Genomic DNA, 24966 nt, shown 5'->3' with positions numbered 1-24966 from the left:
CTGGAGGTGACCGAACGATGACAGTCTGTGCGATCGAGCCTTCGGCGAACCCCGGGAACGGCGGCCCACCGCGGGCGGGCTGCACCATCACCGCGAAGGGCGCCTACGCGGCCCGCCTCGCCCTGAGCGGAGACTCCTGGTACCCGGAGCGCTGGACCCTGGACGGCCCCGAGCCGTACGCGGTGCCGCTGCCCGGCCATCAGCCGGAGGAGCCCGGCACGGAGGTGCAGCCGATGGACGACGGGCGGGTCCTGGTCCACCGCGTCGCGGCCGGACGGCACGTCTTCGCGCTGCTGTACCCGACGGAGCCCGGCACCGGCGAGCTGCCGCTCGGTGCGGTCGAGTGCGCCGCGGACTCGGCCGGGCTGCGGCTGCTGCCGCCGGTCCCGGGCGGCGAGCGGGCGTACGCCCTCGCCGTCGGCCCGCGCACGACGGTGCTGTGGCAGGTCGCGGGCGGCGCCTTCGGGCCCGAGCGGGTCGCCGAGATCCCCGGCCGCTGCTCGGGCGGGGTATGGCTGGACCGCACGGGCCGGATACTGGCCGTGGACCGGGAGACCGGCGGGCGCACCAAGGCGGTCGTGGTGGACCTGGAGCGGGACGGCGAGGTGTCGCCGCTGCTGCAGATCGCCGCGGACAGCGACGACCGGATACTGCTGGCCGATCCGGACAGCGGGCTGGTGCTGCTCCGCTCGGACGCGCCCTCGCCCGGGCAGGACCGGCTCGGCTGGGGGGTGCTGGGCAGCATGCTGCCGGTGCGCTTCCCCGAGTGCCTGCGGCTGCCGGACTGCGTCGTGACGCCGTTCGCGATCCAGCCCGGCCAGGCGCTGACGCCGGAGCGCTGCGCGGTGGCGCTGCGCGTGGACGGCGCGTTCGGGAGCTGGGTCGGGGTGTGGCGGCCCGCCGAGCGGCAGGTGCGTCACCTTCCCGCGCCGGAGGGGTGGCTGACGGGCGCCGGGCTGTGGACCGCGGACGGGGAGCTGCGTCTGCCGTGCTCCACCCCGCGGCTGCCGTGCGGCGTGGCTCGGCTGACCGCGCCCGACGCGAGCGGCGTGCGGGCGGAGGCCGCGCGGGACGCGAGCGGTGGGCGGGCGGAGGCGAGCGGTGGGCGGGCGGAGGCCGCGTGGGATGCGGAGGAATCGGCTCCGGGTGAGCCCGGCGAACCCGGCGGAACGGACACCGCGACGCCCGCTCCGCGGCGCCCCGTGCCCCTCCAACAGGCCCCGTTGGCACGGCTTGTAACGAAGTAGTGCCGGTTGGCGTGGCCGCCTGGATTCGGGCCGAGGTGTGCCGGTTACACTCGCCCGGCTGTAGGAAAGATCATGTTGACGGGGTGAATTCCTTCCGATGAACGACGCCAGCACGACCCAGCCGATGCAGGCCGACGGTGCCGACGTTCGCGAGACCGACACCGGCCACGGCCGGCACCGAGGACCGGTCTCCAGTCAGGACGGCGCGGCGACCCCACGGGGCCGCCACCGCAAGCCGGCCGAAGTGTCCGAAACGGCGGCCTGACGGTACGTCACGTGGCGAGCCACGCGAAGTAGGAGGCAGGCAAGCGACTCCGGCCCCGTACGCCACTCCGGCGAACGGGGCCGTTGTCGTTTCCCGTACCGGACGACGGTGTCGTCACCCGTACCGGACGACGGTGTCGGCGAGGACCGGGGCGTCGCCCCTCTCGACGGCGCTCACGGCCACCCGCACCGCCCCACCGCCGCCCCCCACCGGGCCACCGTCGCCCGGCACCGGCGCCTCGCCGTCCCGCGCCGGGTCCCCACCGCCCCGCACCAGGCCACCGTCGTCCGGCACCGGCCCACCGCCGTCCCGCACCGGCCCGCCCCCGTCCGGCACCGCGGACCGCCACATGCGCACCCGCAGGGTCTCCCCCGGGTACACGACCCCGGCGAACCGCGTGCGGTACTCGCGCACCCGGGTCACGTCACCGTCCAGCAGCGTGTCGACGACCGACTTGAGGGTGCTGCCGTAGGTGCACAGCCCGTGCAGGACGGGCCGGTCGAAGCCGGCGCGCGCCGCGAACTCCGGGTCGGCGTGCAGGGGGTTCCAGTCGCCGGAGAGCCGATGGAGCAGGGCCTGGTCCTCACGTACGGGCCGCTCGGCCACATGGTCCGGTGCCGCGGCGGGTGGCGGCGCCGGGCGCCCGGACGGACCCCGCTCTCCGCCCCAGCCGCCCTCCCCGCGTACGAAGATCTCGGCCTCGTCGGTCCACAGCGGCCCGTCCGCGTCGGTGACCTCGGTGCGCAGGACGAGGACGGCCGCCGTGCCCTTGTCGTACGCGGCGACGATGCGCGAGGCGGCGCGCGCCCGGCCCCGCACCGGAACGGGCCGGTACGGGCGCAGGCACTGCCCGCCGTGCAGGACGTGGGCGAGGTCGACGTCGACGCCGGGCACGGACAGGGCGCCGATGACGCCGGGCGGGCCACCGCCCGCGACCGTCGCGAAGCTCGGCAGGACGTGCAGCCGGGACTCGAGGGTGTAGCGCAGCTCGCGGGGATCGGTGGCGGGCAGGCCGGCGCCGATGCCGAGGTGGTAGAGCAGGACGTCCCTGTGGTCCCAGGCGATCTCGCGGACGCGGGGAGCGGCGGCGAGCGCCTCGGCTGCGTTGATGGGCATGGCTCTCCCGGTAGCACCGTCACGGACGGCCACGACCGTACGGGACGCCGCCCGCCCGTGACATTTGTCCCGCCAACCTCCGGACAACCGCACCTGCCGCCCACCCCCGCCCGCTCCGTAACGTCGCCCGTATGCCACCGAACGCACCGGCCACGCCCCCCGCCCACCCCACACACCCCATCGCCCCCGCCACTCCCGCCGCTCCCGCCGTCTCCCTCGCCGGAGCGACCAAGGTCTACGGCGACGTACGCGCCGTCGACGGCGTGGACCTGCGGATCGCGCGCGGCGAGACGGTCGCGCTGCTGGGACGCAACGGCGCGGGCAAGTCGACGGCGATCGCGCTGCTGCTCGGCCTCTGCCCGCCCGACGAGGGCACCGTGGAGCTGTTCGGCGGGCCGCCCGAGCAGGCCGTACGGGCGGGCCGGGTCGGGGCCATGCTCCAGGACGCACGGGCGGTCCCCCGGGTCACCGTGGGCGAGCTGGTCGCCTTCGTGGCGGGACGCTATCCGGCGCCGATGACCGTCGGGCAGGCCCTGGAACTGGCCGGGATCGCGGAGCTGGCCCGGCGGCGCGTGGACCGGCTGTCCGGCGGGCAGACCCAGCGCGTCCGGTTCGCGGTCGCGCTGGCCGGCAACCCCGCCCTGCTCGTCCTGGACGAACCCACGGCGGCTCTGGACGTGGAGGCCCGGCGCACCTTCTGGGAGTCGATGCGGACGTACGCCCGGCGCGGCAGCACGGTCCTCTTCTCCACCCACTACCTGGAGGAGGCCGAGGCGCACGCCGACCGGATCCTGGTCGTCGACCGGGGGCGGATCGTCGCGGACGGCACGGGTGACGAACTGCGCCGGGCGGCGGGCGGCAGCCGCGTCTCCTTCGACCTGGCCGGCCGGCCCGTCGGGGACCTGGCGCTGCTGCCCGGCGTGCGCGCGCTGGAGATACGGGGAGACCGCGCGCTGCTGCGCACCGAGGACTCCGACGCCACCGTCGTCGCTCTCGCGGAACTCGGCGCGATCCGGGGCCTGGAGGTCGCCCCGGCGTCCCTGGACGACGCGTTCCTCGCCCTGACGACGCCGGCGGCAAAGACGGCGCCTGGGGAGACACCGGTGGAGACACCGGTAGAGACGCTTGCGAAGACGCCTGCGAAGAAGGAGACCGTGTGATGAGGGGTGCGATGAGGGGTGCGATGAGGGACTATCTGCTGCTGGAGACCCGCCGCACGCTGCGCGATCCCGGCTTCGTCATCGGCGGCATCGCCATGCCCGTCCTCATGTACCTCCTCTTCACCAACCTCGGAGGCGGCGACATCGGCGACTGGAAGACCGGCTCGATGATCGGCATGGCCGCCTACGGCGCGGTCGGCTCGGCCCTCAACACCGGCGGCGGCGTCGCCGAGGACCGGGCGATCGGCTGGCTGCGGCAGCTCAGGGTGACTCCGATGCGGCCGCACCAGGTGGTGGTGGGCCGCGCACTGACCGCCTCGGTCACCGTGCTCCCGGCGATCGCGGCCGTACTCGCCGCGGGCGGTCTGGTCAACGGCGTACGACTGGAGGCCTGGCAGTGGGCGGCGCTGGCGCTGCTGCTCTGGCTGGGATCGGTGCCCTTCACCCTGCTCGGTCTGGGCAACGGTTACCGACTGACCGGGCAGACCACGGGCGTGGCGAACATGGTGGCCAACCTGGGCCTGTCGGTCCTCGGCGGCCTGTGGTTCCCGCTGGCGCTGTTCCCGGAGTGGCTGCGCACGGTGTCGGCGTACACCCCGACCAACCGTTTCGCCGAGCTGGGCACGTCGGTCGCCACGGGGCACACCCCGCCCCCGGGCGCGATCCTCGTGCTGACGGCGTGGTTGCTGGCGTTCGGGGCGTACGCCGTCCTGGCCTACCGCCGCAGCGCGGGAAACAACTGAGCGAGACGGACGGACAACGGAAGTGGAAGGGAACCGACGGCCAATGACCCGGACCCTGGGGCGGCTGCACAGGCTCTCACGGCAACCGGCACGAACGTCCGCGCCGTCCGAAGCCTGCGAGCGGCCGGAGCCGATCGAGCCGCCGCCCACCGGCTTGAGGTTCCTGCCCTGGCTGCTGATGGGCCTGGGCAGCCTCGCGCACCTCTTCCAGGGCCGGACCTCGAACCCCTGGATCGGCGTCCTCGGCCTGCTCGTCTTCAACTCGCTCTACATCTACGTGGCCGTCCGCTCCTTCCACGAGAAGAGCCGCGAGTCCCCGTCCACCCGCCTGGCCCTCGTCGTCATGACCCTGGTGACGTGCGGACTGTCCCTGGCGTTCGGGGGCAACTGGCTGCTGTTCTTCCCGCTGCTCGGACTGGCCGCGGGTGCGGCGCTGCGCGGCCGGTGGCTGGGCCGGTGGGGCTGGTCGCTGGCGGTGCTCGCGGGCGCCGTGGCCGGCTTCCAGGACGGCTGGGGCGGTCTGAGCATCGCCTACGGGACGTTCCTGTCGACGATGGTGACGGCCGCGATCCTCAGCCTGTCCGACGCCGTACGGCAACTGCGTGCCGCCCGCGAGGAACTCGCCACCCGCGCGGTCGCGGAGGAGCGGCTGCGCTTCTCCCGCGACCTGCACGACCTGCTCGGGCACACCCTGTCCGTGATCGTGGTCAAGTCGGAGGCGGCCAGGCGGCTGGCCCCCCGCGACCTGGACGCGGCCCTGACCCAGATCACCGACATCGAGGCGGTGGGCCGCCAGGCACTGACCGAGGTCCGCGAGGCGGTCACCGGCTACCGCGAGGGCAGCCTCGGCACCGAGCTGGACCGGGCCCGTTCGGCACTGACCGCGGCGGACGTGGAACCGGTGGTCCACCTCTCCGGTCCGCCGCTGCCCGCGCAGACCGAGGCGCTGCTGGGATGGGTGGTGCGGGAGGCGGTCACCAACGTCGTACGGCACAGCGGGGCGAGCCGGTGCGAGATCGCGGTGTCGGGCAGCGCGGAACGCGTCCGGCTCACGGTCACGGACAACGGCACGGGCGGCGACGGCCCCGCCCAGGGCCCGGGCACGGGCCTGACCGGTCTGACGGAGCGACTGGCCGCGGCCGGCGGCTCCCTGACCGCGGGGGCGGACCCGCAGGGCGGCTTCGCGGTGACCGCGGAGCTGCCGGTGGGGGCGGAGGGGACGACGGTGGGGGCGGACGAAACGGCGGCGGGGGCGTAGGAGAGGGCGGTGGAGGGCGTGGGAGACGACGGCGGGGGTGGTGGGGGAGGACGGTGGAGGGCGTGGGAGACGACGGCGGGGGGTGGTGGGGGAGGACGGTGGAGGGCGTAGGAGACGACGGCGGGGGTGGTGGGGGAGGCAGTGGCGCGGGAGCACCCCCCGGGCAGACCTGAGGCCCTAACCTTTCCGCCGTGACCGACGAGACCGCCCGCCCCCGCCTCATCCGCGTCCTGCTCGCCGAGGACCAGGGCATGATGCGCGGCGCGCTCGCGCTGCTGCTCGGGATGGAGGACGACATCGAGGTGGTCGCGCAGGTGGCGGCCGGGGACGAGATCGTCGCCGCCGCGCTCACCCATCGCCCGGACGTCGCCCTCCTCGACATCGAACTGCCGGGCCGGAGCGGTCTGGACGCCGCCGTCGAGCTGCGTGAGCGGACGCCGGACTGCCGGGTGCTGATCCTGACCACCTTCGGCCGTCCCGGGTACCTCCGGCGGGCCATGGAGGCCGGCGCCGCCGGTTTCCTGGTGAAGGACGGCCCCGTGGAGGAGCTGGCCGGCACGATCCGCCGGGTGCTGGACGGAGAGACGGTCGTCGACCCCGCGCTCGCCGCCGCCGCGCTCAGTGCGGGCCCCAGCCCGCTCACCGCACGTGAGTGCGACGTCCTCAGGGCGTCGGCGGACGGCGCGACCGTCGCCGACATCGCCGCGGCCCTGCACCTCTCCGAGTCCACGGTCCGCAACTATCTCTCCGCGGCCATCGGCAAGACCACCACCCGCAACCGCACCGAGGCGCTCCGCGAGGCCCGGCGCCAGGGCTGGCTCTGAGCCGGGCGGGTGCGAGCCGGTGCGCGCGGAGGGCTCTGAGCCGGGCGGGTGCGAGCCGGTGCGCGCGGGGGGCTCTGAGCCGGGCGGGTGGTGCGAGCCGGTGCGCGCGGGGTGGATCGGGCGCGGTCATTCCCGCGGCCGGCGCCCGGCTCGTTCCCCCGCCGGCAGCCACACCCGCATCAGCACCGCCCCGGCGACCAGCACCACCGTCGCCGTACGGAACACCAGCGCGTACCCGTCCGTCAGTTCCTCGGGCCCGGCGTCCTCTCCCCCGGCCCGGGCCGCCGCGATCGTCGACATCACGGCGAGTCCCAGCGAACCGCCCATCGTCCGGGAGGTGTTGATCAGCCCCGAGACCAGCCCGGCGTCCCCGGCCGCCCCGCCGGAGATGGCCAGCGACGCCAGCGGAGTCGCCGCCAGACCCGCGCCCAGCATCATCAGGATCCCGGGGATCATGATCGCGGTCAGGTACCCGCCGTCCGCGGTCATCGTGGACTGCCAGCCGAAGCCGACCGCCGCCACGAGCGTGCCCAGCACGGCCACGTTCCGGGCCCCGATCACCGGCATGAACCGCGGCGCCGCCTTCGACCCGAGGACCACCGCCAGTGAGCTGGGCACCAGGGCGAGACCGGCCTCCAGCGGGGTGTAGCCCAGTACGTTCTGCGCGTAGAGCGTCATGAAGAACCACATCGCGAACATCGACGAGCCGGACACCAGCATCGCCACGTTCGCCGACGCCACCGACCGCAGCCGCAGCAGCCCGAGCGGCATCAGCGGCGCCGCCGTCCGGGCCTCGACGAGGAGGAACAGCGCGAGCAGCCCGAGCCCGGCGAGCAGCGGCACCAGCGTGGCGGCCGCCGTCCACCCCTCGGACTCGGTCTGCGAGATGCCGTAGGCCAGGACGGCCAGACCGGCGGTGACCAGGAGCGCGCCCGGCAGGTCGAGGCGCCGTCGTTCCCCCGCCCGGCTCTCGGTCAGCCACCGCAGGGCACCGGCCAGCACCACCGCGCCCACCGGCACGTTGATCAGCAGCACCCAGCGCCACGACAGCCCGTCCACCAGGACGCCGCCCACCAGGCCGCCCGCGGCGCCGCCGCCCGCGCCCACGGCGGTCCAGGTGGCGATCGCCCGGGCCCGCGCCGCGCCCTCCGGCACCGCCGCGGTCAGGATGGTCAGCGTCGAGGGGGCGAGCACCGCCGCCCCCAGCCCCTGCACGGCCCGCGCGGCCAGCAGTTGCCAGCTCTCCTGGGCGAGCCCGCCGCCCAGCGAGGCCAGTGTGAACAGTCCGAGCCCGACCAGGAACATCCGCTTGCGCCCGTACAGGTCGCCGGCCCGTCCGCCGAGCAGCATGAAGCCGGCGAAGGCGATGGCGTAGGCGTTGACCACCCACTGGAGTCCCTGCGCGCTCAGTGCGAGGTCGGCCCGCATCGACGGCAGGGCGACGTTGACGACGGACACGTCGAGCACGACCAGGAACTGTCCGGCGCATGCGAGCGCCACGACCAGCCAGGTGGGCGGCGTGCGGCGGGGGGATATAGGGGCGGTGGCAGTACCGGCGGCTTCGAGCATGAGTGTCATGGTCTCAAGCCGGGTGCGCCCCTTGCATCGGCATTTGGTCCCCGGACCGTCGTAGGTCCGCGGACGTAGCCGCCCGGCCAAGAGAAGGTCAAGAAATAGTTAGGGACTCGAAGCAACGGAATAGTTGCCCCGGGGCACGAGGTTCGCACTGCACACACCTCGATCACGCACCGTATCCGCCGACACGCACCGTATCCGCCGACTCCGGCCTGGAGGCCTCACTCAATGTCCCACACGACGACCGACGAACCCGCCCGGGAAGCGAGCGGAGCCACCGTCCCGGTGCTCGCCTTCGCGGGCATCGTCGTCGCGGTGATGCAGACCCTGCTCGTCCCGGTCATCAAGGATCTGCCGCAACTCCTGGACACGACCCCCGGCAACGCCACCTGGGTCCTGACCTCCACGCTCCTGTCCGGAGCCGTGGCCACGCCGATCATGGGCCGGCTCGGCGACCTGTTCGGCAAGCGCCGCATGCTGATCGCCAGCCTGTCGGTGATGGTGGTGGGCGCGCTGGTCAGCGCGTTCACCGACGCCCTGGTCCCGATGATCGTCGGCCGCACCCTCCAGGGCTTCGCGATGGGCGCGATACCCCTCGGCATCGGCCTGATGCGCGACATGCTGCCGCGCGAGCGGCTCGGCTCCGCGATGGCGCTGATGAGTTCCTCGATCGGCGTCGGCGGCGGCCTGGCGCTGCCCGCGGCGGCCCTGGTCGCGCAGCACACCGACTGGCACGCCCTGTTCTACGGCGCCGCCGGCCTCGGCGTCCTCGCCATCGTCCTGACCCTCGTCGTCGTACCGGAGTCCCCGCTGCGCGCCAAGGGCTCCTTCGACCTGCCGGGCGCGCTCGGCCTGACGGCCGGCCTGGTCCTCCTGCTCCTGCCGGTCACGAAGGGCGGCGACTGGGGCTGGTCGTCGCCCACCACGCTCGGCCTGTTCGCCGCCGCCGTGGTGGTACTGCTCCTGTGGGGTCTGATGGAGCTGCGCGTCGCGGCCCCGCTGGTCGACCTGCGCACCACGGCCCGCCGTGAGGTGCTGCTCACCAACCTCGCCTCGATCATGGTCGGCGTCGCCTTCTACGTCGTCTCCCTGGTCCTGCCCCAACTCCTCCAGTTGCCCTCCGAGACCGGCTACGGCCTCGGCCAGTCCATGGTCGTCGCGGGCCTGTGCGTGGCCCCGCTGGGCCTGACGATGATGTTCACGGCGCCGGTGTACGCCCGCCTGTCCGCCCGCTACGGCCCCCGCACCACCCTGATCATCGGCCTGCTGATCATCGCGGTCGGCTACGGCGGCGGCCTCGGCCTGATGAGCGCCGCCTGGCAGACCGTCGTCACCTCGGTCCTGCTCGGCGCCGGCATCGGCCTCGCCTACTCCTCGCTGCCCGCGCTGATCGTCGGCGCGGTCCCGGCCTCGGAGACGGGCGCCGCCAACGGCCTGAACACCCTGATGCGGTCCATCGGCACGTCGGTGTCGAGCGCCGTCATCGGCATGGTGCTCGCCAACACGGCGACCGACGTCGGCGGGGTCGCCGTTCCCACCATGCACGGCTTCCGCGTCTCCTTCCTGATCGCGACCGCGGCGGTCGCCGTCGGCCTGGCGCTGGCCTTCTTCCTCCCCCGCCGCCGCCCGGCGGCCTCCTCGCGACTGCGCGCGAGCAGCGAGGAGGACGCGAACCTGGCCCGTGCCGAGCAGGCGCTGGCCGCAGAGCCCGGCACCGAGGCGTCGGTCCGCGCATTTCGCGGCCGGGTACTGGCCACGGACGGCGCGCCCGTCGCGCGCGCCAAGGTCACGCTGATCGACCGGCACGGCCGCCAGGCGGGCGCCACCCTCTCCACCGAGGACGGCGGCTACACCCTGGCCGTCCCCGCCGGGGGCCCGTACGTCCTGGCCGCCCGCGCCCCGGGCCACGGCCCGCTCGCCCACTCGGCGACCCACACCGGCGGCGAGGACACGGTCGACCTGGACCTGGCCCTGCCGGGCGAGACGGTCTCCGCCTGACCCGCACGCCGCCCGTCCCGTCTCCGTCCCCGCCCGCCCAGCCTCCGTCCCCGCCCGTCCCGCCTCGCCCCCCTGCCGCACACCCGGCAGAGCCTCCCGTCCGTACCCTCTGCCGCACCCCGGCAGAGCCCCGTCCGTACCCTCTGCCGCACGCCCGGCAGGGGGTACGGCACGATGGGGCGCCGGCACACCCGCACCACCGGAAGGACCCCCATGTCCGCGGCACCCACCCCCGAGACCCTGGCCGCCTTCGAGGCCGCGAAGGGGTTCATGCCCGCGCACGAAGGTCTCGCGCTGTACGCCGCGGCGGTGGAGGCCGGCGGGCTCGGGCTGCCGCTGCTGGAGGTCGGCACGTACTGCGGGCGCTCCACGGTCCTGCTCGCCGACGCGGCCCGCCGGGCCGGAGTGACCGCGCTCACCGTCGACCACCACCGGGGCAGCGAGGAGCAGCAGCCGGGCTGGGACTACCACGACCCGGAGACGGTCGACCCCGAACTGGGCGTGATGGACACCCTCCCCGCCTTCCGCCGCACCCTCCACCGGGCCGGGCTGGAGGAGCACGTGGTGGCCCTCGTCGGCCGCTCACCCCGGGTGGCGGCGGTCTGGAACTCCCCCCTCGGCCTCGTGTTCGTCGACGGCGGCCACACCGACGAGCACGCGAACGCCGACTACGAGGGCTGGGCCCCGCACGTCGCCGACGGCGGCCTGCTGGTCATCCACGACGTCTTCCCGGACCCGGCCGACGAGTTCACCGGCCAGGCCCCGTACCGCGTGTACCTCAGGGCCCTGGCGTCCGGAGCGTTCACCGAGGTCTCCGTGACCGACTCGCTGCGCGTCCTGCGGCGAACGGGCGCGGGGATCTGAGGGCGCGGTCTAGAGTCGCTGCGTGTCGTACACAGGCCCGGACCTCGATCCACCCCAGCCCCGCCGTTCCCCGCTGCGCCGCCCGCTGACCGTGGCGATCGCCGCGCTGGTGCCCGGGGCGCTGCTCGGGTGGGGGGTGTACGCGGCGGTCGGCGGCCCGTCCGACGGTGGCGGCGGGGGCGGTACGGACCGCGCGGGCGGCGTGCGGACCTCGCCGGCGCCGTCCTCCAGTGGTCCCGCGTCCCCCACCGACGACGCCAAGAGGCCCGCGGGCACCTCCCCGTCGGCGACGACGGCCAAGCCCTCCGCCTCGAAGTCCGCGCCCGCGGCGGCCGGCCCCCTCGAGGGCAAGGTCGTCGTCATCGACCCGGGACACAACCCCGGCAACTTCCGGCACGCCTCCGCGATCAACCGCAAGGTGAACGTCGGCACGCACTGGAAGGAGTGCGACACGACGGGCACGGCTACCAACGCGGGCTGGCCGGAGGCGAAGTTCACCCTGGACGTGGCCCACCGGCTGCGCACGCTCCTGGAGGAGCAGGGCGCCACGGTGAAACTGACGCAGGACGACGACCGTCCGTACGGCCCCTGCGTGGACGAGCGGGCCCGCATCGGCAACGAGGCGGAGGCAGACGCCGCGATCTCGATCCACGCCGACGGGTCGGGGGCCGGCAACCGCGGCTTCCACGTGATCCTGCCGGGCTCCGTGCACGACGGCGAGGCCGACACCCGCGCCATCGTCGCCCCGTCCGCCGAACTCGGCGAGCGCATCGCGGGCAGCTTCGTCCGCGTCACGGGCAGCGCGCCCTCCAACTACGTCGGCGGCGGCACCGGTCTCGTCACGCGCACGGACCTGGGCGGTCTCAATCTGTCGACCGTTCCCAAGGTGTTCGTCGAGTGCGGCAACATGCGCGACGGCGAGGACGCGGCGTTGCTGACCGACGGCGCCTGGCGGCAGAAGGCGGCGCAAGGGATGTCTGAGGGAATCGTGAGTTTCCTGCGCGGGTAGCGATCGGCCCGCTGATCCCGGCGGACAGCCCCGAGGTGCGGACGATAGTGTCTCCGTACGATGAGGGGCCACCCCCGCGCTTCGCACCGGACCCGAACCTGACGGCGACATGGTGACAGCGACGCCTCTACCGACGACGAGACGACCTACGAAGGACCTGAAGTGAATATCCGCTCCCTCACTCGAGGCGACGGCGTGGTGATCGGAGCAGCGGTGTTGCTGTTCATCGCGTCGTTCCTCGGCCTCTACTCCGTCGAAGACGCCCCCGACGAGCTCGAGCTCCCCAGCCTTTGGGGCAGCGGCCCGGTCGTGTTCGGTGTCGTTCTGGCGGGCATCATCGGCGCGGCGCTCATCGTGGTCGCCCGGGGGCTGCCGCAGCCCAAGAAGGTCGCGGGTCTCGACCTCGGCCAGTTCGGCATCGCGTTCACGGTCTTCGCGGCGTGGAGCGCGCTCGGCAACGTCCTCGACCCGGCCAGCGGTGTCGACAACATCGGCGGCAGCTCCGACGGCCCCGACCTCGGCATCGGCCTGATCCTCGCGCTCGTCGCCACGCTCGTCATGGCCGCCGCGGCCGTCGCCACCCCGCTGGTCCCCGCCCTCAAGGGCTCCCTGATCCCGGCCGCCCGTCCGGCCGCGCCGCAGCCCTACGGCGGCCAGCCCCAGGGCGGTTACGGCTACCCGGGCGCGCAGCAGCAGCCGTACGGCGGCCAGCCGGGCCAGCCCGGTCAGCCCGGTCAGCCGGGACATCCGGGGCAGTCCTTCGGTGGCGGCCAGCCGCAGCCGGGTCAGCCGCAGCCGCAGGCCCCGCAGCCGCAGCAGGCGCAGGCCCAGCCGGCCGGGGACTTCTCGCCGTTCTGGTTCGCCGTGCCGGTGCCGCGTCCGCTGTTCGCGGAGGACGGCTCCCCCACGCCGATCGCCGAGCTGGCGCCGGGCACCTGGTACCTGGCCGTCGAGCAGCGCGGCGCCAACCTGGTCGCCCAGACGCAGGACGGCCGCCGCGGCGTGCTGCAGGACACCTCGGGCATCCAGCGCGGCTGACCGCGCCCGCCCCGCCGAACGTCAACGGCCCCTCGCCCACCGGGACTTCCGGGCGAGGGGCCGCCGCCGTAGGCATCCGCCGCAGGTTTCAGACACGCATTCGGGGCCAGACGGGAAGCATGTCCCCTCGAAGTCGCAGTGGCTCCAACTCCGCAGGGACGGCCGTCGCGGTGATCGCGGACATCATGGCCGTCATCCTCGGACTGTGGATCCTGATGTACCTGTTGGACGCGAACCGGGCCAACGACCTGGTGCGCTTCGTCCACGACGCGGCCAACTGGCTGGCCGGCTGGTCACGAGACCTGTTCACGTTCGACGAGGCGTGGGCGCGGGTCGTCGCCGGTTACGGACTGGCCGCGGTCGTCTACCTGTTCGTCGGCCACGCCATCGCCAACCGCCTCGGCCGCCGCTGACGGCTCAGACGCAGCAGTCCGGGTCCAGTCCCCTCGGCAGGCGGTCGCCGGAGAAGACCTGGCAGGTGGCCTCGTGGCCGCCGAGGGCGGCGACGGCGAGGAGCAGGGAGCCGGCCGTCCAGGTGGTCAGTTCGCGCGGCCAGATCGCGTCGTCCTCGAAGACGTAGCCCGTCCAGTACAGGCCGCTGTCGGGGTCGCGCAGGTGCTGGATCGACTGGAGGACCGCCAGGGCGTGGTCGGACTCGCCCACCGCCCACAGTGCGAGGGCGAGTTCGGCCGACTCGCCGCCCGTGACCCAGGGATTGGGGACGACGCAGCGCACGCCGAGGTCCGGGACCACGAAGCGGTCCCAGCTCTCCGCGATGCGGGACCTGGCCTCCGTACCGGTCAGCGCGCCGCCCAGCACGGGGTAGTACCAGTCCATCGAGTAGCGGCCCTTGTCCAGGAACCGCTCCGGGTGGCGGCGGATGGCGTGCCTGAGCGCGCCCGCGGCCAACTCCCAGTCGGGCTGCGGCTCTTCGCGCTGCTCGGCGATGGCGAGCGCGCAGCGCAGCGCGTGGTGGACGGACGAACTGCCGGTCAGCAGGGCGTCCGTGGTGTCCGTGCCGTCGTCGTCGCGTCGCCAGCCGATCTGCCCGCCGGGCTGCTGGAGGCGCAGCACGAACTCGACGGCCGCGTGGACGACGGGCCACATCCGGTCCAGGAACGGGTCGTCGCCGGTGGCGAGGTGGTGGTGCCAGACGCCGACGGCGACGTAGGCGACGAAGTTGGTCTCCCGGCCGCGGTCGGTGACGTCGGCGAAGTCGCCGTCGGCGTAGGCGGCGTACCAGGAGCCGTCCGGGTTCTGGTGCCGGGCCAGCCACTCGTAGGCGCGCTCGGCGGCCTCGTGTTCGCCGGCCGCGTCCAGGGCCATCGCCGCCTCGACGTGGTCCCACGGGTCGAGGTGGTGCCCGCGGAACCACGGGATGGCGCCGTCCTCCCGCTGCTCGGCGAGGATGCCGCGGACGGTGGTGGCGGCCTCGGCGTCGGTGAGGACACCGGGCAGGACGAGGTGCTCGGTGCGGGGCGTGCGAGGACTGCGGGGCGACGTCACGCGGCGTCCACCGGCGGCAGGTGCGGCTTGGTGGCGTAGGCCACGAAGCTCTTGCCGATCAGCGGGTTCAGCGCCTGCTCGGCGACCCGCGTCGCCAGCGGCTTCTTCATGATGTCCCAGACCAGCAGCTTGTGGTACGCCCGTACCGGCAGCGCCTTGTCGTTGTCGACGCCGAACGCGCACTTCAGCCACCAGTACGGCGAGTGCAGCGCGTGCGCGTGGTGGGTGCCGTAGGGCTTGAGGCCGGCTTCGCGGATTCGGGCGAGGAGCTGGTCGGCCTTGTAGATGCGGATGTGGCCGCCCTCGACCTCGTGGTAGGCGTCGGAGAGCGTCCAGCAGACCTTCTCGGGGCCGTAGCGCGGCACGGTGATCGCGATGCGTCCGCCGGGCCTGAGGACGCGGACCATCTCGGCGAGGACGCCCTTGTCGTCGTGGATGTGCTCCATCACCTCGGAGATGATGACGACGTCGAAGGACTCGTCCGGGAAGGGCAGGGCCAGCGCGTCGCCCTCCATCGCGGTGGCGGTGGCGCCGGCCGGGGCCTCGCCGGCCTCCTTCATCGCCGCGAACCACTGGGCGACCTCGCGGATCTCCTCGGCGTTCCGGTCCAGCGCGACGACCTGGGCGCCGCGCCGGTAGCACTCGAACGCGTGCCGGCCGGCGCCGCAGCCGAGGTCCAGTACGCGGTCGCCCGGGGCGAGCGGGAACCTGGAGAAGTCGACGGTCAGCACGTGGCCCTGCTTTCGGGGTAGACGCCGGTGTCACTGGTGGTCGGGGCCGCGGAAACGGTCCTCGGGGTGGTCGCGGCGGGACCGATGGCCTCGCGGTAGCGGGCGGCCGTACCCTCGGCGGCCCGGGCCCAGGTGAAGTGCCGCAGCACGCGCTCGCGTCCGGCCGCGCCGAGCCGGGCCCTCAGTTCCCGGTCGCCGAGCAGCCGGTTCAGTCCGGCCGCCAGCGCGCCCGCGTCACCCGGCGGCACCGCCAGGCAGGTCTCGCCGTCGCGGCCGGCGACCTCCGGGACGGCCCCGCCGGTCGTGGCGAGCAGCGCCGTGCCGGTCGCCATGGCCTCGGCGGCCGGCAGCGAGAACCCCTCGTACAGCGACGGCACGCACGCGACCTCGGCCGACCGCACCAGGTCGACCAGTTCGGCGTCCGAGATGCCCTTGACGAACTCGACGGCGCCTTCGAGGCCGTACCGCTCGACCGCCTGGGCGACGGGTCCCTCGGCGGGCCGCTTGCCGACGACGACGAGGTGGGCCCGGGGGTGCTCGGTGCGCGCCTTGGCCAGCGCCTCGACGAGGAAGACCAGGCCCTTGAGCGGCACGTCCGCGCTGGACGTGGTCACGATCCGGCCCGGCACCCGCGGCACCGACGGGTCGGGCGAGAACAGGTCGGTGTCGGCGCCGATGTGCACGACGTGGACGCGGTCGTCCCGTACCCCGAGGTGGTCGATGATCTCCTGGCGGGAGGTGCCGGAGACGGTGAGCACGGAGGGCAGGCGGCGCGCGACGCGCTTCTGCATGCGGGTGAAGGCGTACCAACGGCGCACGGAGTACCGGCGCTTGCGGCCGTCGGCGGCGTCGAGCTCCAGTTGCCGGTCGACGGTGATGGGGTGGTGGATCGTGGTGACGAGGGGGGCACCCACGTCACCGAGCAGCCCGTAGCCGAGGGTCTGGTTGTCGTGCACGACGTCGAAGTCGCCGCGCCGGGCGCGCAGATGGCGGCGGGCGCGCAGCGAGAACGTCAGGGGTTCGGGGAAGCCGCCGGTCCACATGGTGCCGACCTCCAGCGCGTCGATCCAGTCGCGGTACTCGCCCCGCTTGGGGGTGCGGAAGGGATCGGGCTGGCGGTAGAGGTCGAGGCTGGGCAGCTCGGTGAGGGACAGCCGTTCGCCGTGGCCCCCGTCGAGCACGTCGAGGACGGGGTACGGCTGGGCGCCGATGACCTCGACCCGGTGGCCGAGGCGGGCCAGTTCGCGGGAGAGGTGGCGGACGTAGACGCCCTGGCCGCCGCAGAACGGGTTCCCCTTGTAGGTGAGGAGTGCGATGCGGAGCGGTCGCAAGCCGTCGGCGGCGGGCTCCGGACGGGGACCCGTCTGACTGGCCTCAGCGGTCACTCCGGGCCCCCTTCTCACTGCGCTGTCCCGCGACACTACGCCGGGACGTTAATCTAGAACAAGTTTCAAACTTGATCGTTCGGAGGCTCCGAATCTACCGGCAGGTAGGGGCGCTGTGACGAGTGGATCAGGTGATTCACGCCACGGCGACGGGGAGAAGGTGACCAAGGTGGACAACCCGGGAACGGCAGCCTCCGGTACTTCCGGCACCGCCGGTTCCGCGCGCCGCGCCGCCACCCCGCCCCTCACCGCACGGCAGCGGGAGCGCCGCCGCCGCATCCTGCACGCGACCGCCCGGCTGGCCTGCCGGGGCGGCTTCGAGGCGGTGCAGATGCGCGAGGTCGCGGAGTCGTCGCAGGTCGCCCTGGGCACCCTGTACCGCTACTTCCCGTCCAAGGTCCATCTGCTGGTCGCCACCATGCACGACCAGTTGGAGCGGCTGCACGGCACCCTGCGCAAGAGCCCGCCGGCCGGCGAGACGGCCGCGGACCGGGTGGCGCAGACCCTGATGCGGGCCTTCGGCGCGCTGCAGCGCGAGCCCCGGCTGGCCGAGGCGATGGCCCGCGCCCTGACCTTCGCCGACCGCGGCGTCTCGCCGGAGGTCGACCAGGTCTCCCGGCAGACCACGGCGATCATCCTGGACGCGATGGGCGGTCTGGACAACCCCACCCCCGAGCAGCTCTCCGCGGTCCGCGTCATCGAGCACACCTGGCTCTCGACCCTGATCACCTGGCTCTCCGGCCGCGCCTCCCTCGCCCAGGTACGGGTGGACATCGAGACGGTGTGCCGGCTGATCGACCTGACGGAGGCCGGGGGGCACGGGCGGGCGCCCCGGTCCGGCCCCGACGCCTCCGGGTAAAGTGGCGGCGTCGTCATCACACCCGTACGGGGGGAAGCCGGTGCAATTCCGGCGCTGACCCGCAACCGTGAGCCGTCCGCCGAGGCCCTTCGAGGACTCCCGCGAACGGTGAGCCGGACTGCCCCGCGCGGACGTGACCGGCTCACGTGCCCGGCACCCGCCGGCGCACGGGCACCGTCGAGGCATACGGGGCCGAGCCGCCCGGGGGTGCCCGTGCTGCCCGGCCCCGCGCAGGGAAAGGCACCCGTCGATCATGAACGTCCGCCGTCGCAGCAGCGCCGCGGCACTCGCCGCCATAGCCGTGATCGGCGCCGCCGCCGCGCCCGCGGCCGCCGCCGATCCGTCGTCCGCCCCGTCCGCGTCCGCCCCGTCCGAGCCCTCCGGGCTGTACGGCACCGCCGACCCCCGGTACGACGGCGTCTGGCGCCAGTCCCTCGCGCTGCTCGCGCAGAAGACGGTGGGCGTGGTCCCGTCGTCGAAGGCCGTGGACTGGCTCACCGGGCAGCAGTGCGACAACGGCGCCTTCGCCCCCTTCCGCGCCGACCCGTCCAAGGCGTGCGACGCCAAGACCATGGCCGACACCAACAACACGGCCGCCGCGGTCCAGGCGCTGTGGGCCGTCGGCGGGCGCGGCGACGTCGTCGAGTCCGCCCTCACCTGGCTGAAGTCCGTCCAGAACAAGGACGGCGGCTGGGGCTACACCCCCGGCGGTCCCAGCGACGCCAACTCGACGTCCCTCGTCATCGGTGCCCTGACCGTCACGGGCACCGGGCCCGAGCAGGTCAGGAAGGACGGCAAGTCCCCCTACGACGCCCTGCTGGCCTTCGCCCTCCCCTGCGCCGAGGACAAGGGATCGGGGGCCTTCGCCTTCCAGCCCGACGAGGACGGCAAGCTGCTCGCCAACGCGGACGCGACGGCCGCCGGCGTACTCGGCGCGCTCGGCGAGGGCCTGGTCACCGAGGCCGGCGAGAAGACCGACGACGCCGCGTGCACCGACGCCGAGAAGCCGACCCGCGAGCAGGCCGCCGCCAACGGCGCCGCTCATCTCGCCGACGCCGTCGCCGAGGACGGCCACCTCAAGTCCGCCCTCGGCGGCTCCGCCGACCAGCCCGACTACGGCAACACCGCCGACGCGGTCGTCGCGCTCGCCGCGCAGGGCGGCGTGGAGAAGGCCGCCGAGCCGCTGGCCTGGCTGGAGAAGAACGCCGCGAAGTGGGCCGAGCGGAGCGGCCCGGCCGCCTACGCCCAGTTGATCTTCGCCGCGCACGCCACGGGCACCGACCCGCGCGCCTTCGGCGGCACCGACCTGGTGGCGGAGCTGAACGCGACGGGGCCGGGCCCGCAGGGGGCCGAGGCCCGGGACACCGCCACCGCGAGCGACCAGGCCGACGAGAAGGACGAGAAGAAGGACGAATCCGGCTTCGGCCTCTGGTGGTTCGTCGGCGTCTGCCTGGTCCTCGGCATCGGCATCGGCTTCCTGCTGAGCGGCCGCAACAAGAAGCGGCAGCCGTGACCCGCCGCGTCGTCCTCCTGTTCCTGGCCGCGTTCCTGCTGCTCGGGAGCGCGGCCCAGGCCCAGGCCGCCGGTTACCGGTACTGGTCCTTCTGGGACCGCGACGGCGAGAACTGGGTCTACGCCACCCAGGGCCCGTCCCTGGCCCGTCCCTCCGACGGCGACGTCCAGGGCTTCCGCTTCGCGGTGAGCGAGAACTCGGGCGACGCGGCCCGGCCGCGCGGCGCCGCGGACTTCGCGTCGATCTGCGCGAAGACGCCGGCCGAGGACGGCAGCAAACGCGTCGCCCTGGTCCTCGACTTCGGCACGGCGTCCGACGCGCCGTCCGGCGAGACCCCGCCGGCCCCGCGCACGGCCTGCGCCCGGGTCTCCCCCGACGCGACGACGGCCGACGCCCTGGCCGCCGTGGCGGACCCGCTGCGCTACGACACCAACGCCCTGCTGTGCGGCATCGCGGGCTACCCGGAGACGGGGTGCGGGGAGCAGGTCGCGCAGAAGGAGGTTCCGACGACGCCCGGCGCGGCCCCGGACCGGAAGGACTCGTCGGACGACGACGGCCCCTCGGTCGGCCTCTACGCGGGCATCGCCATCGTGGCGGCCCTGGCCGGAGCGGCGACCTGGCAGGCGAGGCGGCGCGGGAATGCCACCGACTGACCCTGCGGACAAGCGGCATGCGAGCACCGGGCCCGCGGTCCCGCGGCCCGCGGGCCGTAGCGCCGCCGCAGCGGCACGGGTGGGCGCCGGGGAACCCCCCTCGGGGGAATCCCCGGCGGCGCGTGCGGGCACCCCCACCCGCCACGACCGGCGAAGCACCCGCACCGCACAGGCGGCCACCCGCCTCCCCGCCCCCCGCCACCGCCCCGAGGCACTGCACCCCGGCGCCTGGTGGCTCTGGGCGCTGGCCCTGGGCACCGCCGCCACCCGCACCACCAACCCCCTCCTCCTCGCCCTCCTCATAGCCGTCTCCGCCTACGTCGTCGTCTCGCGCCGCTCCCACGCCCCCTGGTCGCGCTCCTACGGCGCCTTCGTCAAACTCGCCCTCGCCGTGATCCTCATCCGCCTCCTCTTCACCACGGTCCTCGGCTCCCCCATCCCCGGCACCCACACCCTCGTCACCCTGCCCGAAGTCCCCCTCCCCGACTGGGCACAGGGCATCCGCCTGGGCGGCCGGGTCACCGCCGAGGGCCTCACCTTCGCCCTGTACGACGCGATGAAGCTGGCCACCCTCCTGATCTGCGTGGGCGCCGCGAACGCCCTCGCCAACCCGTCCCGCCTCCTCAAGTCCCTCCCCGGCGCCCTCTACGAGATGGGCGTGGCCGTCGTCGTCGCCCTCACCTTCGCGCCGAACCTCATCGCGGACGTCCAGCGCCTGCGCGCCGCCCGCCGTCTGCGCGGCCGCCCCGACAAGGGCGTACGGGGCCTGCTCCAGGTCGGGCTCCCGGTGCTGGAGGGCGCCCTGGAGCGTTCGGTCGCCCTCGCCGCAGCGATGGACGCCCGCGGCTACGGCCGTACCGCGCAGGTTTCCGCCCCCGTACGCCGTACCACCGCCGCACTCACCCTGGGCGGCCTGCTCGGCGTCTGCGCGGGGACGTACGGGCTGCTGACCGCCGCCGGCGGCACGTACGGCGTCCCCGTCCTGCTGGCCGGCGTCGCCGCCGCGCTCGCGGGGCTGTGGCTCGGCGGCCGCCGGACGGTCCGCACCCGCTACCGGCCGGACCGCTGGGACGCCCGCGCCTGGCTGGTCTCCGCCTCCGGCGCGGCGGTCGCGGCGCTGCTGTTCCTCGCCGCCGCCCGCTACCCGGCGGCGCTGCGTCCGGGCGTCGTCCCGCTGGTCGCCCCCGGCCTCCCGCTGTGGCCGGCGGCGGCCGTACTGATCGGCCTGCTCCCGGCGTTCGTCGCCCCGGCCCCCCACCGCGTGTCCGTCCCGGCCCCCGCCCCCGCCCCTGCCCCTGCCCCTGCCCCCGCCAAGGAGTCGTCGTGATCCGCTTCGAGAATGTCTCCGTGACGTACGACGGAGCGACCGGACCCACCGTCCGGGGCATCGACTTCGAGGTCCCCGAGGGCGAACTCGTCCTGCTGGCCGGCCCGTCGGGCGTCGGCAAGTCCACTGTCCTCGGCGCGGTCGGCGGTCTCGTGCCGCACTTCACCGGCGGCACGCTGAGCGGCCGGGTCACCGTTGCGGGACGCGACACCCGCACCCACAAGCCGCGCGAACTCGCCGACGTCGTCGGCACGGTCGGCCAGGACCCGCTCTCGCACTTCGTGACGGACACCGTCGAGGACGAGCTCGCCTACGGCATGGAGTCGCTGGGCCTGGCCCCGGACGTGATGCGCCGCCGTGTCGAGGAGACCCTCGACCTGCTGGGCCTGTCCGACCTGCGCGCCCGCCCCATCGCCACCCTCTCCGGCGGCCAGCGGCAGCGGGTCGCGATCGGCTCGGTCCTCACCCCGCACCCCGAGGTACTGGTTCTGGACGAACCGACCTCCGCGCTCGACCCCGCCGCCGCGGAGGAGGTGCTGGCCGTCCTCCAGCGCCTCGTCCACGACCTCGGTACGACGGTCCTGCTGGCCGAGCACCGCCTCGAACGCGTCATCCAGTACGCCGACCAGGTCGTCCTGCTCCCGTCCCCCGGCGCGGCGCCGCTCCTCGGACCCCCGGCGAAGGTGATGGCCGTGTCCCCGGTGTACCCGCCGGTGGTGGGCCTGGGCAGGCTGGCGGGCTGGTCCCCGCTGCCGCTGACGGTCCGCGACGCCCGCCGCCGCGCCGCCCCGCTGCGGGACCGGCTGGCCGACCGGGAGATCCCGGACCACACGCCGCGGGCCGCGGCGCTCCCGCCCCTGCCCGCCCCGCGGCCCGTCTCCTCCCGTTGGCGGCGGCGCGGGAAGTCCCCGGAGACGGCCGCCACCCCCGCCCCGTACGCCGCCGAGGTCCGCTCCCTCACCGTCCGGCGCGAGCGCGTCCAGGCGCTGCGCGACGTCGCCCTGACCGTCTCCCCCGGCGAGACGGTCGCCCTGATGGGCCGCAACGGCGCCGGGAAGTCCACGCTGCTCTCCGCCCTCGTCGGCCTCGTCGAACCGTCCGCCGGTTCGGTCCGGGCCGGCGACGCCGTACCGCACCGCACGGCCCCCCGCGACCTGGTGCGCCGGGTCGGCCTGGTCCCGCAGGAGCCGCGCGACCTGCTGTACGCCGACACCGTCGCCGCCGAGTGCGCGGCCGCCGACCGGGACGCGGACGCGGCCCCCGGCACCTGCCGGACCCTGCTGACCGAGCTGCTCCCCGGCGTCACCGACGACACCCACCCCCGCGACCTGTCCGAGGGCCAGCGGCTCACGCTCGCCCTGTCCGTCGTCCTGACGGCCCGCCCGCCGCTGCTCCTCCTGGACGAGCCGACGCGCGGCCTGGACTACGCGGCGAAGGCCCGGCTGGCGGGCATCCTGCGCGGGCTGGCCGCCGAGGGGCACGCGATCGTGCTGGCCACGCACGACGTGGAGCTGGCCGCCGAGCTGGCCCACCGGGTCGTGCTGCTCGCCGAGGGCGAGGTGATCGCCGACGGTCCGGCGGCGGACGTGGTGGTGGCCTCGCCGTCCTTCGCACCGCAGGTCGCCAAGGTGCTGGCCCCCCGCAAGTGGCTGACGGTCGCGCAGGTGCGGGAGGCGCTGGCATGACCGGCGCGCCCCCCGGCGAGAGCTCCGGCCCCGTCCAGCGACAGGCCCGGGCGGTCCGCCTCGGCCCCCGTTCCGTCGCCGCTCTCCTCCTGGTCAGCGCGGTGGGCGTGGCGGGCTTCGGCTGGCCCTTCCTGGCTCCGCCGGACGCCTCGCTGAACGCGCACGCCCAGGACGCGCCGTGGCTGTTCGCGGGCCTGCTGGTGCTGCTGGTGGCCGTGGTGGCGGCGACGATCTCGGAGTCGGGCCTCGGCCCCAAGGCGGTGGCGATGCTCGGTGTCCTGGCGGCGGTGGGCGCGGCGCTGCGTCCCATCGGTGCGGGCACCGCCGGCCTGGAGCCGATGTTCTTCCTCATGGTCCTCAGCGGCAGGGTCCTCGGCCCCGGCTTCGGGTTCGTCCTCGGCTCCGTCACGATGTTCGCGTCCGCGCTGCTCACGGGCGGGGTCGGGCCCTGGATGCCGTTCCAGATGCTGTCGATGGGCTGGTTCACGATGGGGGCGGGTCTGCTGCCCTTCCCCGACCGGCTGCGCGGCCGCGCGGAGCTGCTCCTGCTGGCCGCGTACGGCTTCCTGGCCGCGTTCGCCTACGGCACGGTGATGAACCTGGCGGGCTGGACCTTCATGAACACGCTCGCCTCGAACATCGCCTTCGACCCGGACGCGTCGATCCCCGACAACCTGGCCCGCTTCGCCGCCTACTGCCTGACCACGTCCCTCGGCTGGGACGCCGGCCGCGCCGCCGTGACGGTCGTGCTGACCCTCGCGCTCGGCACCCCGGTCCTCAAGGCGCTGCGCCGCGCCACCCGCCGGGCGGCCTTCGAGACCCCGGTCACGTTCGAGAAGGCCGACGAGGTGAGCCGCCCCACGTGACGGGCCTCACCTACGCAGCGGGCTCGTGGCCGACGGACCGAACATGCGGCCCGTGCCCCGGCCGCGCCCGCGTCCGCCGGGGGCAGCGCGGGCGCATGTCGGCTGCTTCCGGCGGTGGGCCAGTGCCGCGGACCGTGAACACTTGGAGGGCAAATGTCTCCCGCGCGCTCGGATGAGCGCCGCGAGGACAGCGGGAGGCGAAGTGCTCACGTGTGTCGACCACTCCCTCAGCCTTCAGGCGCCCGCCGTCCCGGGCGCGGCCCGTCGATGAGTGGGCACCCTGCCGGGCCGCGTCAGCTCTGACCGCCGGGGACGGTCCGGAAACGGCGCCGGTACTCGGTCGGCGTGGTGTCGAGCCGGCGGCGGAACGCCCTGACCAGGGTGTCGACGGTGCCGAACCCGCACGTGGACGCGACCCGTTCCAGGGTGGCGTCGGTGGATTCGAGCTGGTGGCGGGCCACCTCGACGCGGGCCGACTCGATGTAGGCGTGCGGGGTCGTGCCGAGTTCGGTCTTGAAGATCCGGGTGAGCTGCCGGTCGCTGACGTGGGCGCACGCGGCGAGGTCGGCGACGGTGAGGGGCCCGGCGATGTTGCGCATGACGTGGTGGCGCAGATCCTCGATGCGCCGGGTCGTGGAGATCTGCTCCAGGGGGACGCTGAACTGGCTCTGCCCGCTCGGCCGTTTCAGGTACATCACGAGTTGCCGCGCGACGCGCAGCGCGACCGCCTCGCCGAGGTCGTCGGCGATGAGGGCGAGCGACAGGTCGAGGCAGGCGCTGATTCCGGCGCCGGTCCAGACATCGCCCTCGCGGATGAAGATCGGGTCGGCGTCGACCTCGACGGCCGGGTGCTCGGCGGCGAGCCGGCGCGCGGTCGACCAGTGGGTGGTGGCGCGCTTGCCGTCGAGGAGCCCGGCGGCGGCGAGGATGTGCGCCCCGACGCAGACGGACGTGACCCGCCGGGTCCGTCCGGCGAGTTGCCTCACCCGCTCCACCACGGCGGAGTCGGTGAGGGGGTGCACGCGGCGCTGGTCGTCCACCTCGACGGCGCCGGGCACGATCAGGGTGTCGATGCTCCGCGCCGACAGTTCGTCGAAGGTGGCGTCGGGCAGGACGCGGACCCCGGCGCCGGTGGTGACCGGTTCCATGGTCTCGGCGGCGAGGACCACGTCGTAGCCCGCCGCCTCGTCCGTCTCGCGCCGCGCGAGGGAGAAGACCTCCGGTGGTCCGGTGACGTCGAGCAGGTCGACGCCTGCGAAGAGGACGATGACGATCAGTCGTCCGACGGTGCTCAAGTGGCCCCCCATACTCGGCAACAGCCATGTCGGTAACTGCATGTTAGAT

The 24966-nt window shown here is 74.4% G+C and carries 22 protein-coding genes and 1 riboswitch; of the genes, 16 read left to right on the top strand and 6 right to left on the bottom strand.

The genetic code is table 11. The annotated features are described in order from the left end of the window. The first annotated feature begins 17 nt into the window (after positions 1-17). On the top strand, positions 18-1247 hold the full coding sequence (locus B1H29_RS25825; protein WP_055416665.1) for a hypothetical protein: 1230 nt from the start codon (positions 18-20) through the stop codon (positions 1245-1247). A 379-nt stretch (positions 1248-1626) separates the two neighbouring features. Here the strand turns inward: B1H29_RS25825 and B1H29_RS25815 are convergent, their stop codons facing one another. Then, positions 1627-2628, bottom strand: a complete 1002-nt coding sequence (locus tag B1H29_RS25815; protein WP_055416666.1) for a MaoC/PaaZ C-terminal domain-containing protein — start codon at positions 2626-2628, stop codon at positions 1627-1629. A 131-nt stretch (positions 2629-2759) separates the two neighbouring features. On the opposite strand from B1H29_RS25815, the gene B1H29_RS25810 reads away from it, so the two are divergent. The 4 genes from B1H29_RS25810 (at position 2760) to B1H29_RS25795 (ending at position 6613) form a co-directional block, all read left to right on the top strand. Continuing rightward, positions 2760-3788 (top strand): ABC transporter ATP-binding protein, encoded by a 1029-nt coding sequence (locus B1H29_RS25810; protein ID WP_079160461.1) that lies wholly within the window; start codon positions 2760-2762, stop codon positions 3786-3788. A 23-nt stretch (positions 3789-3811) separates the two neighbouring features. Further along, positions 3812-4531, top strand: coding sequence for an ABC transporter permease (locus B1H29_RS25805; RefSeq protein WP_055416667.1), 720 nt, complete (start codon positions 3812-3814; stop codon positions 4529-4531). 43 nt (positions 4532-4574) lie between these two features. After that, complete coding sequence (locus B1H29_RS25800; protein ID WP_055416668.1) at positions 4575-5789, top strand: sensor histidine kinase; 1215 nt, start codon at positions 4575-4577, stop codon at positions 5787-5789. 191 nt (positions 5790-5980) lie between these two features. Further along, positions 5981-6613 carry a response regulator transcription factor gene (locus tag B1H29_RS25795; RefSeq protein WP_055416669.1) on the top strand — a complete coding sequence of 211 codons (633 nt, stop codon included), beginning with the start codon at positions 5981-5983 and terminating at the stop codon, positions 6611-6613. 126 nt (positions 6614-6739) lie between these two features. Here B1H29_RS25795 and B1H29_RS25790 read toward each other — a convergent pair whose 3' ends face one another. After that, positions 6740-8182, bottom strand: a complete 1443-nt coding sequence (locus B1H29_RS25790) for an MFS transporter (protein ID WP_055417710.1) — start codon at positions 8180-8182, stop codon at positions 6740-6742. A 234-nt stretch (positions 8183-8416) separates the two neighbouring features. On the opposite strand from B1H29_RS25790, the gene B1H29_RS25785 reads away from it, so the two are divergent. The 5 genes from B1H29_RS25785 (at position 8417) to B1H29_RS25765 (ending at position 13510) form a co-directional block, all read left to right on the top strand. Next, positions 8417-10186, top strand: a complete 1770-nt coding sequence (locus tag B1H29_RS25785; RefSeq protein WP_055416670.1) for an MFS transporter — start codon at positions 8417-8419, stop codon at positions 10184-10186. Positions 10187-10399: 213 nt separating this feature from the next. Continuing rightward, entirely contained in the window at positions 10400-11050 is a 651-nt protein-coding gene (locus B1H29_RS25780) for a class I SAM-dependent methyltransferase (RefSeq protein WP_055416671.1), read from the top strand. 22 nt (positions 11051-11072) lie between these two features. Next, positions 11073-12059, top strand: coding sequence for an N-acetylmuramoyl-L-alanine amidase (locus B1H29_RS25775; RefSeq protein WP_055416672.1), 987 nt, complete (start codon positions 11073-11075; stop codon positions 12057-12059). 162 nt (positions 12060-12221) lie between these two features. Beyond that, a complete protein-coding gene (locus tag B1H29_RS25770; RefSeq protein WP_055416673.1) occupies positions 12222-13097 on the top strand; it encodes a DUF5336 domain-containing protein in 876 nt (291 codons plus the stop codon). A 119-nt stretch (positions 13098-13216) separates the two neighbouring features. After that, a complete protein-coding gene (locus B1H29_RS25765) occupies positions 13217-13510 on the top strand; it encodes a hypothetical protein (RefSeq protein ID WP_055416674.1) in 294 nt (97 codons plus the stop codon). A gap of 4 nt (positions 13511-13514) precedes the next feature. On the opposite strand, the gene B1H29_RS25760 is transcribed toward B1H29_RS25765, so the two are convergent. From B1H29_RS25760 to B1H29_RS25750, 3 genes are read right to left on the bottom strand one after another with little or no spacing between them, the layout of a single operon-like run. After that, complete coding sequence (locus tag B1H29_RS25760; protein ID WP_055416675.1) at positions 13515-14603, bottom strand: prenyltransferase/squalene oxidase repeat-containing protein; 1089 nt, start codon at positions 14601-14603, stop codon at positions 13515-13517. Then, positions 14600-15334 (bottom strand): class I SAM-dependent methyltransferase, encoded by a 735-nt coding sequence (locus tag B1H29_RS25755; protein ID WP_055416676.1) that lies wholly within the window; start codon positions 15332-15334, stop codon positions 14600-14602. Before B1H29_RS25755 ends, B1H29_RS25760 begins: the two co-directional genes overlap by 4 nt. Continuing rightward, a complete protein-coding gene (locus tag B1H29_RS25750) occupies positions 15328-16719 on the bottom strand; it encodes a glycosyltransferase family 4 protein (RefSeq protein ID WP_055416677.1) in 1392 nt (463 codons plus the stop codon). The genes B1H29_RS25755 and B1H29_RS25750 overlap by 7 nt, the downstream gene beginning before the upstream one ends. A 169-nt stretch (positions 16720-16888) precedes the next feature. Between B1H29_RS25750 and B1H29_RS25745 the strand changes: the two genes are divergently transcribed. The 6 genes from B1H29_RS25745 (at position 16889) to B1H29_RS25720 (ending at position 23622) form a co-directional block, all read left to right on the top strand. Further along, positions 16889-17578 carry a TetR family transcriptional regulator gene (locus tag B1H29_RS25745; protein WP_234392948.1) on the top strand — a complete coding sequence of 230 codons (690 nt, stop codon included), beginning with the start codon at positions 16889-16891 and terminating at the stop codon, positions 17576-17578. Between the two features lie 30 nt (positions 17579-17608). Further along, a riboswitch (cobalamin riboswitch) is annotated at positions 17609-17679 on the top strand. 152 nt (positions 17680-17831) lie between these two features. Continuing rightward, positions 17832-19091 (top strand): prenyltransferase/squalene oxidase repeat-containing protein, encoded by a 1260-nt coding sequence (locus B1H29_RS25740; protein ID WP_055416679.1) that lies wholly within the window; start codon positions 17832-17834, stop codon positions 19089-19091. Beyond that, complete coding sequence (locus tag B1H29_RS25735) at positions 19088-19744, top strand: SCO2322 family protein (protein ID WP_055416680.1); 657 nt, start codon at positions 19088-19090, stop codon at positions 19742-19744. The genes B1H29_RS25740 and B1H29_RS25735 overlap by 4 nt, the downstream gene beginning before the upstream one ends. Beyond that, entirely contained in the window at positions 19731-21071 is a 1341-nt protein-coding gene (locus tag B1H29_RS25730) for an energy-coupling factor transporter transmembrane component T (RefSeq protein ID WP_409350894.1), read from the top strand. The genes B1H29_RS25735 and B1H29_RS25730 overlap by 14 nt, the downstream gene beginning before the upstream one ends. Continuing rightward, positions 21068-22756 (top strand): ABC transporter ATP-binding protein, encoded by a 1689-nt coding sequence (locus B1H29_RS25725; RefSeq protein WP_055416682.1) that lies wholly within the window; start codon positions 21068-21070, stop codon positions 22754-22756. Before B1H29_RS25730 ends, B1H29_RS25725 begins: the two co-directional genes overlap by 4 nt. After that, positions 22753-23622, top strand: a complete 870-nt coding sequence (locus B1H29_RS25720; protein WP_055416683.1) for an ECF transporter S component — start codon at positions 22753-22755, stop codon at positions 23620-23622. Before B1H29_RS25725 ends, B1H29_RS25720 begins: the two co-directional genes overlap by 4 nt. Positions 23623-23915: 293 nt before the next feature. Here the strand turns inward: B1H29_RS25720 and B1H29_RS25715 are convergent, their stop codons facing one another. Then, positions 23916-24917 carry a GlxA family transcriptional regulator gene (locus B1H29_RS25715; protein WP_055417711.1) on the bottom strand — a complete coding sequence of 334 codons (1002 nt, stop codon included), beginning with the start codon at positions 24915-24917 and terminating at the stop codon, positions 23916-23918. Between the last annotated feature and the right edge of the window lie 49 nt (positions 24918-24966).

Source organism: Streptomyces pactum, assembly GCF_002005225.1.
Taxonomy (GTDB): domain Bacteria; phylum Actinomycetota; class Actinomycetes; order Streptomycetales; family Streptomycetaceae; genus Streptomyces; species Streptomyces pactum_A.
This window is presented reverse-complemented; position numbering and strand designations above follow the sequence as displayed.

Excerpts from the sequence above, each read along its gene's own strand:
- B1H29_RS25825 (WP_055416665.1), top strand. The coding sequence starts at position 18 with ATGACAGTCTGTGCGATCGAGCCTTCGGCGAACCCCGGGAACGGCGGC.
- B1H29_RS25815 (WP_055416666.1), bottom strand. The coding sequence starts at position 2,628 with ATGCCCATCAACGCAGCCGAGGCGCTCGCCGCCGCTCCCCGCGTCCGC.
- B1H29_RS25810 (WP_079160461.1), top strand. The coding sequence starts at position 2,760 with ATGCCACCGAACGCACCGGCCACGCCCCCCGCCCACCCCACACACCCC.
- B1H29_RS25805 (WP_055416667.1), top strand. The coding sequence starts at position 3,812 with ATGAGGGACTATCTGCTGCTGGAGACCCGCCGCACGCTGCGCGATCCC.
- B1H29_RS25800 (WP_055416668.1), top strand. The coding sequence starts at position 4,575 with ATGACCCGGACCCTGGGGCGGCTGCACAGGCTCTCACGGCAACCGGCA.
- B1H29_RS25790 (WP_055417710.1), bottom strand. The coding sequence starts at position 8,182 with ATGCTCGAAGCCGCCGGTACTGCCACCGCCCCTATATCCCCCCGCCGC.
- B1H29_RS25785 (WP_055416670.1), top strand. The coding sequence starts at position 8,417 with ATGTCCCACACGACGACCGACGAACCCGCCCGGGAAGCGAGCGGAGCC.
- B1H29_RS25780 (WP_055416671.1), top strand. The coding sequence starts at position 10,400 with ATGTCCGCGGCACCCACCCCCGAGACCCTGGCCGCCTTCGAGGCCGCG.
- B1H29_RS25765 (WP_055416674.1), top strand. The coding sequence starts at position 13,217 with ATGTCCCCTCGAAGTCGCAGTGGCTCCAACTCCGCAGGGACGGCCGTC.
- B1H29_RS25740 (WP_055416679.1), top strand. The coding sequence starts at position 17,832 with ATGAACGTCCGCCGTCGCAGCAGCGCCGCGGCACTCGCCGCCATAGCC.
- B1H29_RS25730 (WP_409350894.1), top strand. The coding sequence starts at position 19,731 with ATGCCACCGACTGACCCTGCGGACAAGCGGCATGCGAGCACCGGGCCC.
- B1H29_RS25720 (WP_055416683.1), top strand. The coding sequence starts at position 22,753 with ATGACCGGCGCGCCCCCCGGCGAGAGCTCCGGCCCCGTCCAGCGACAG.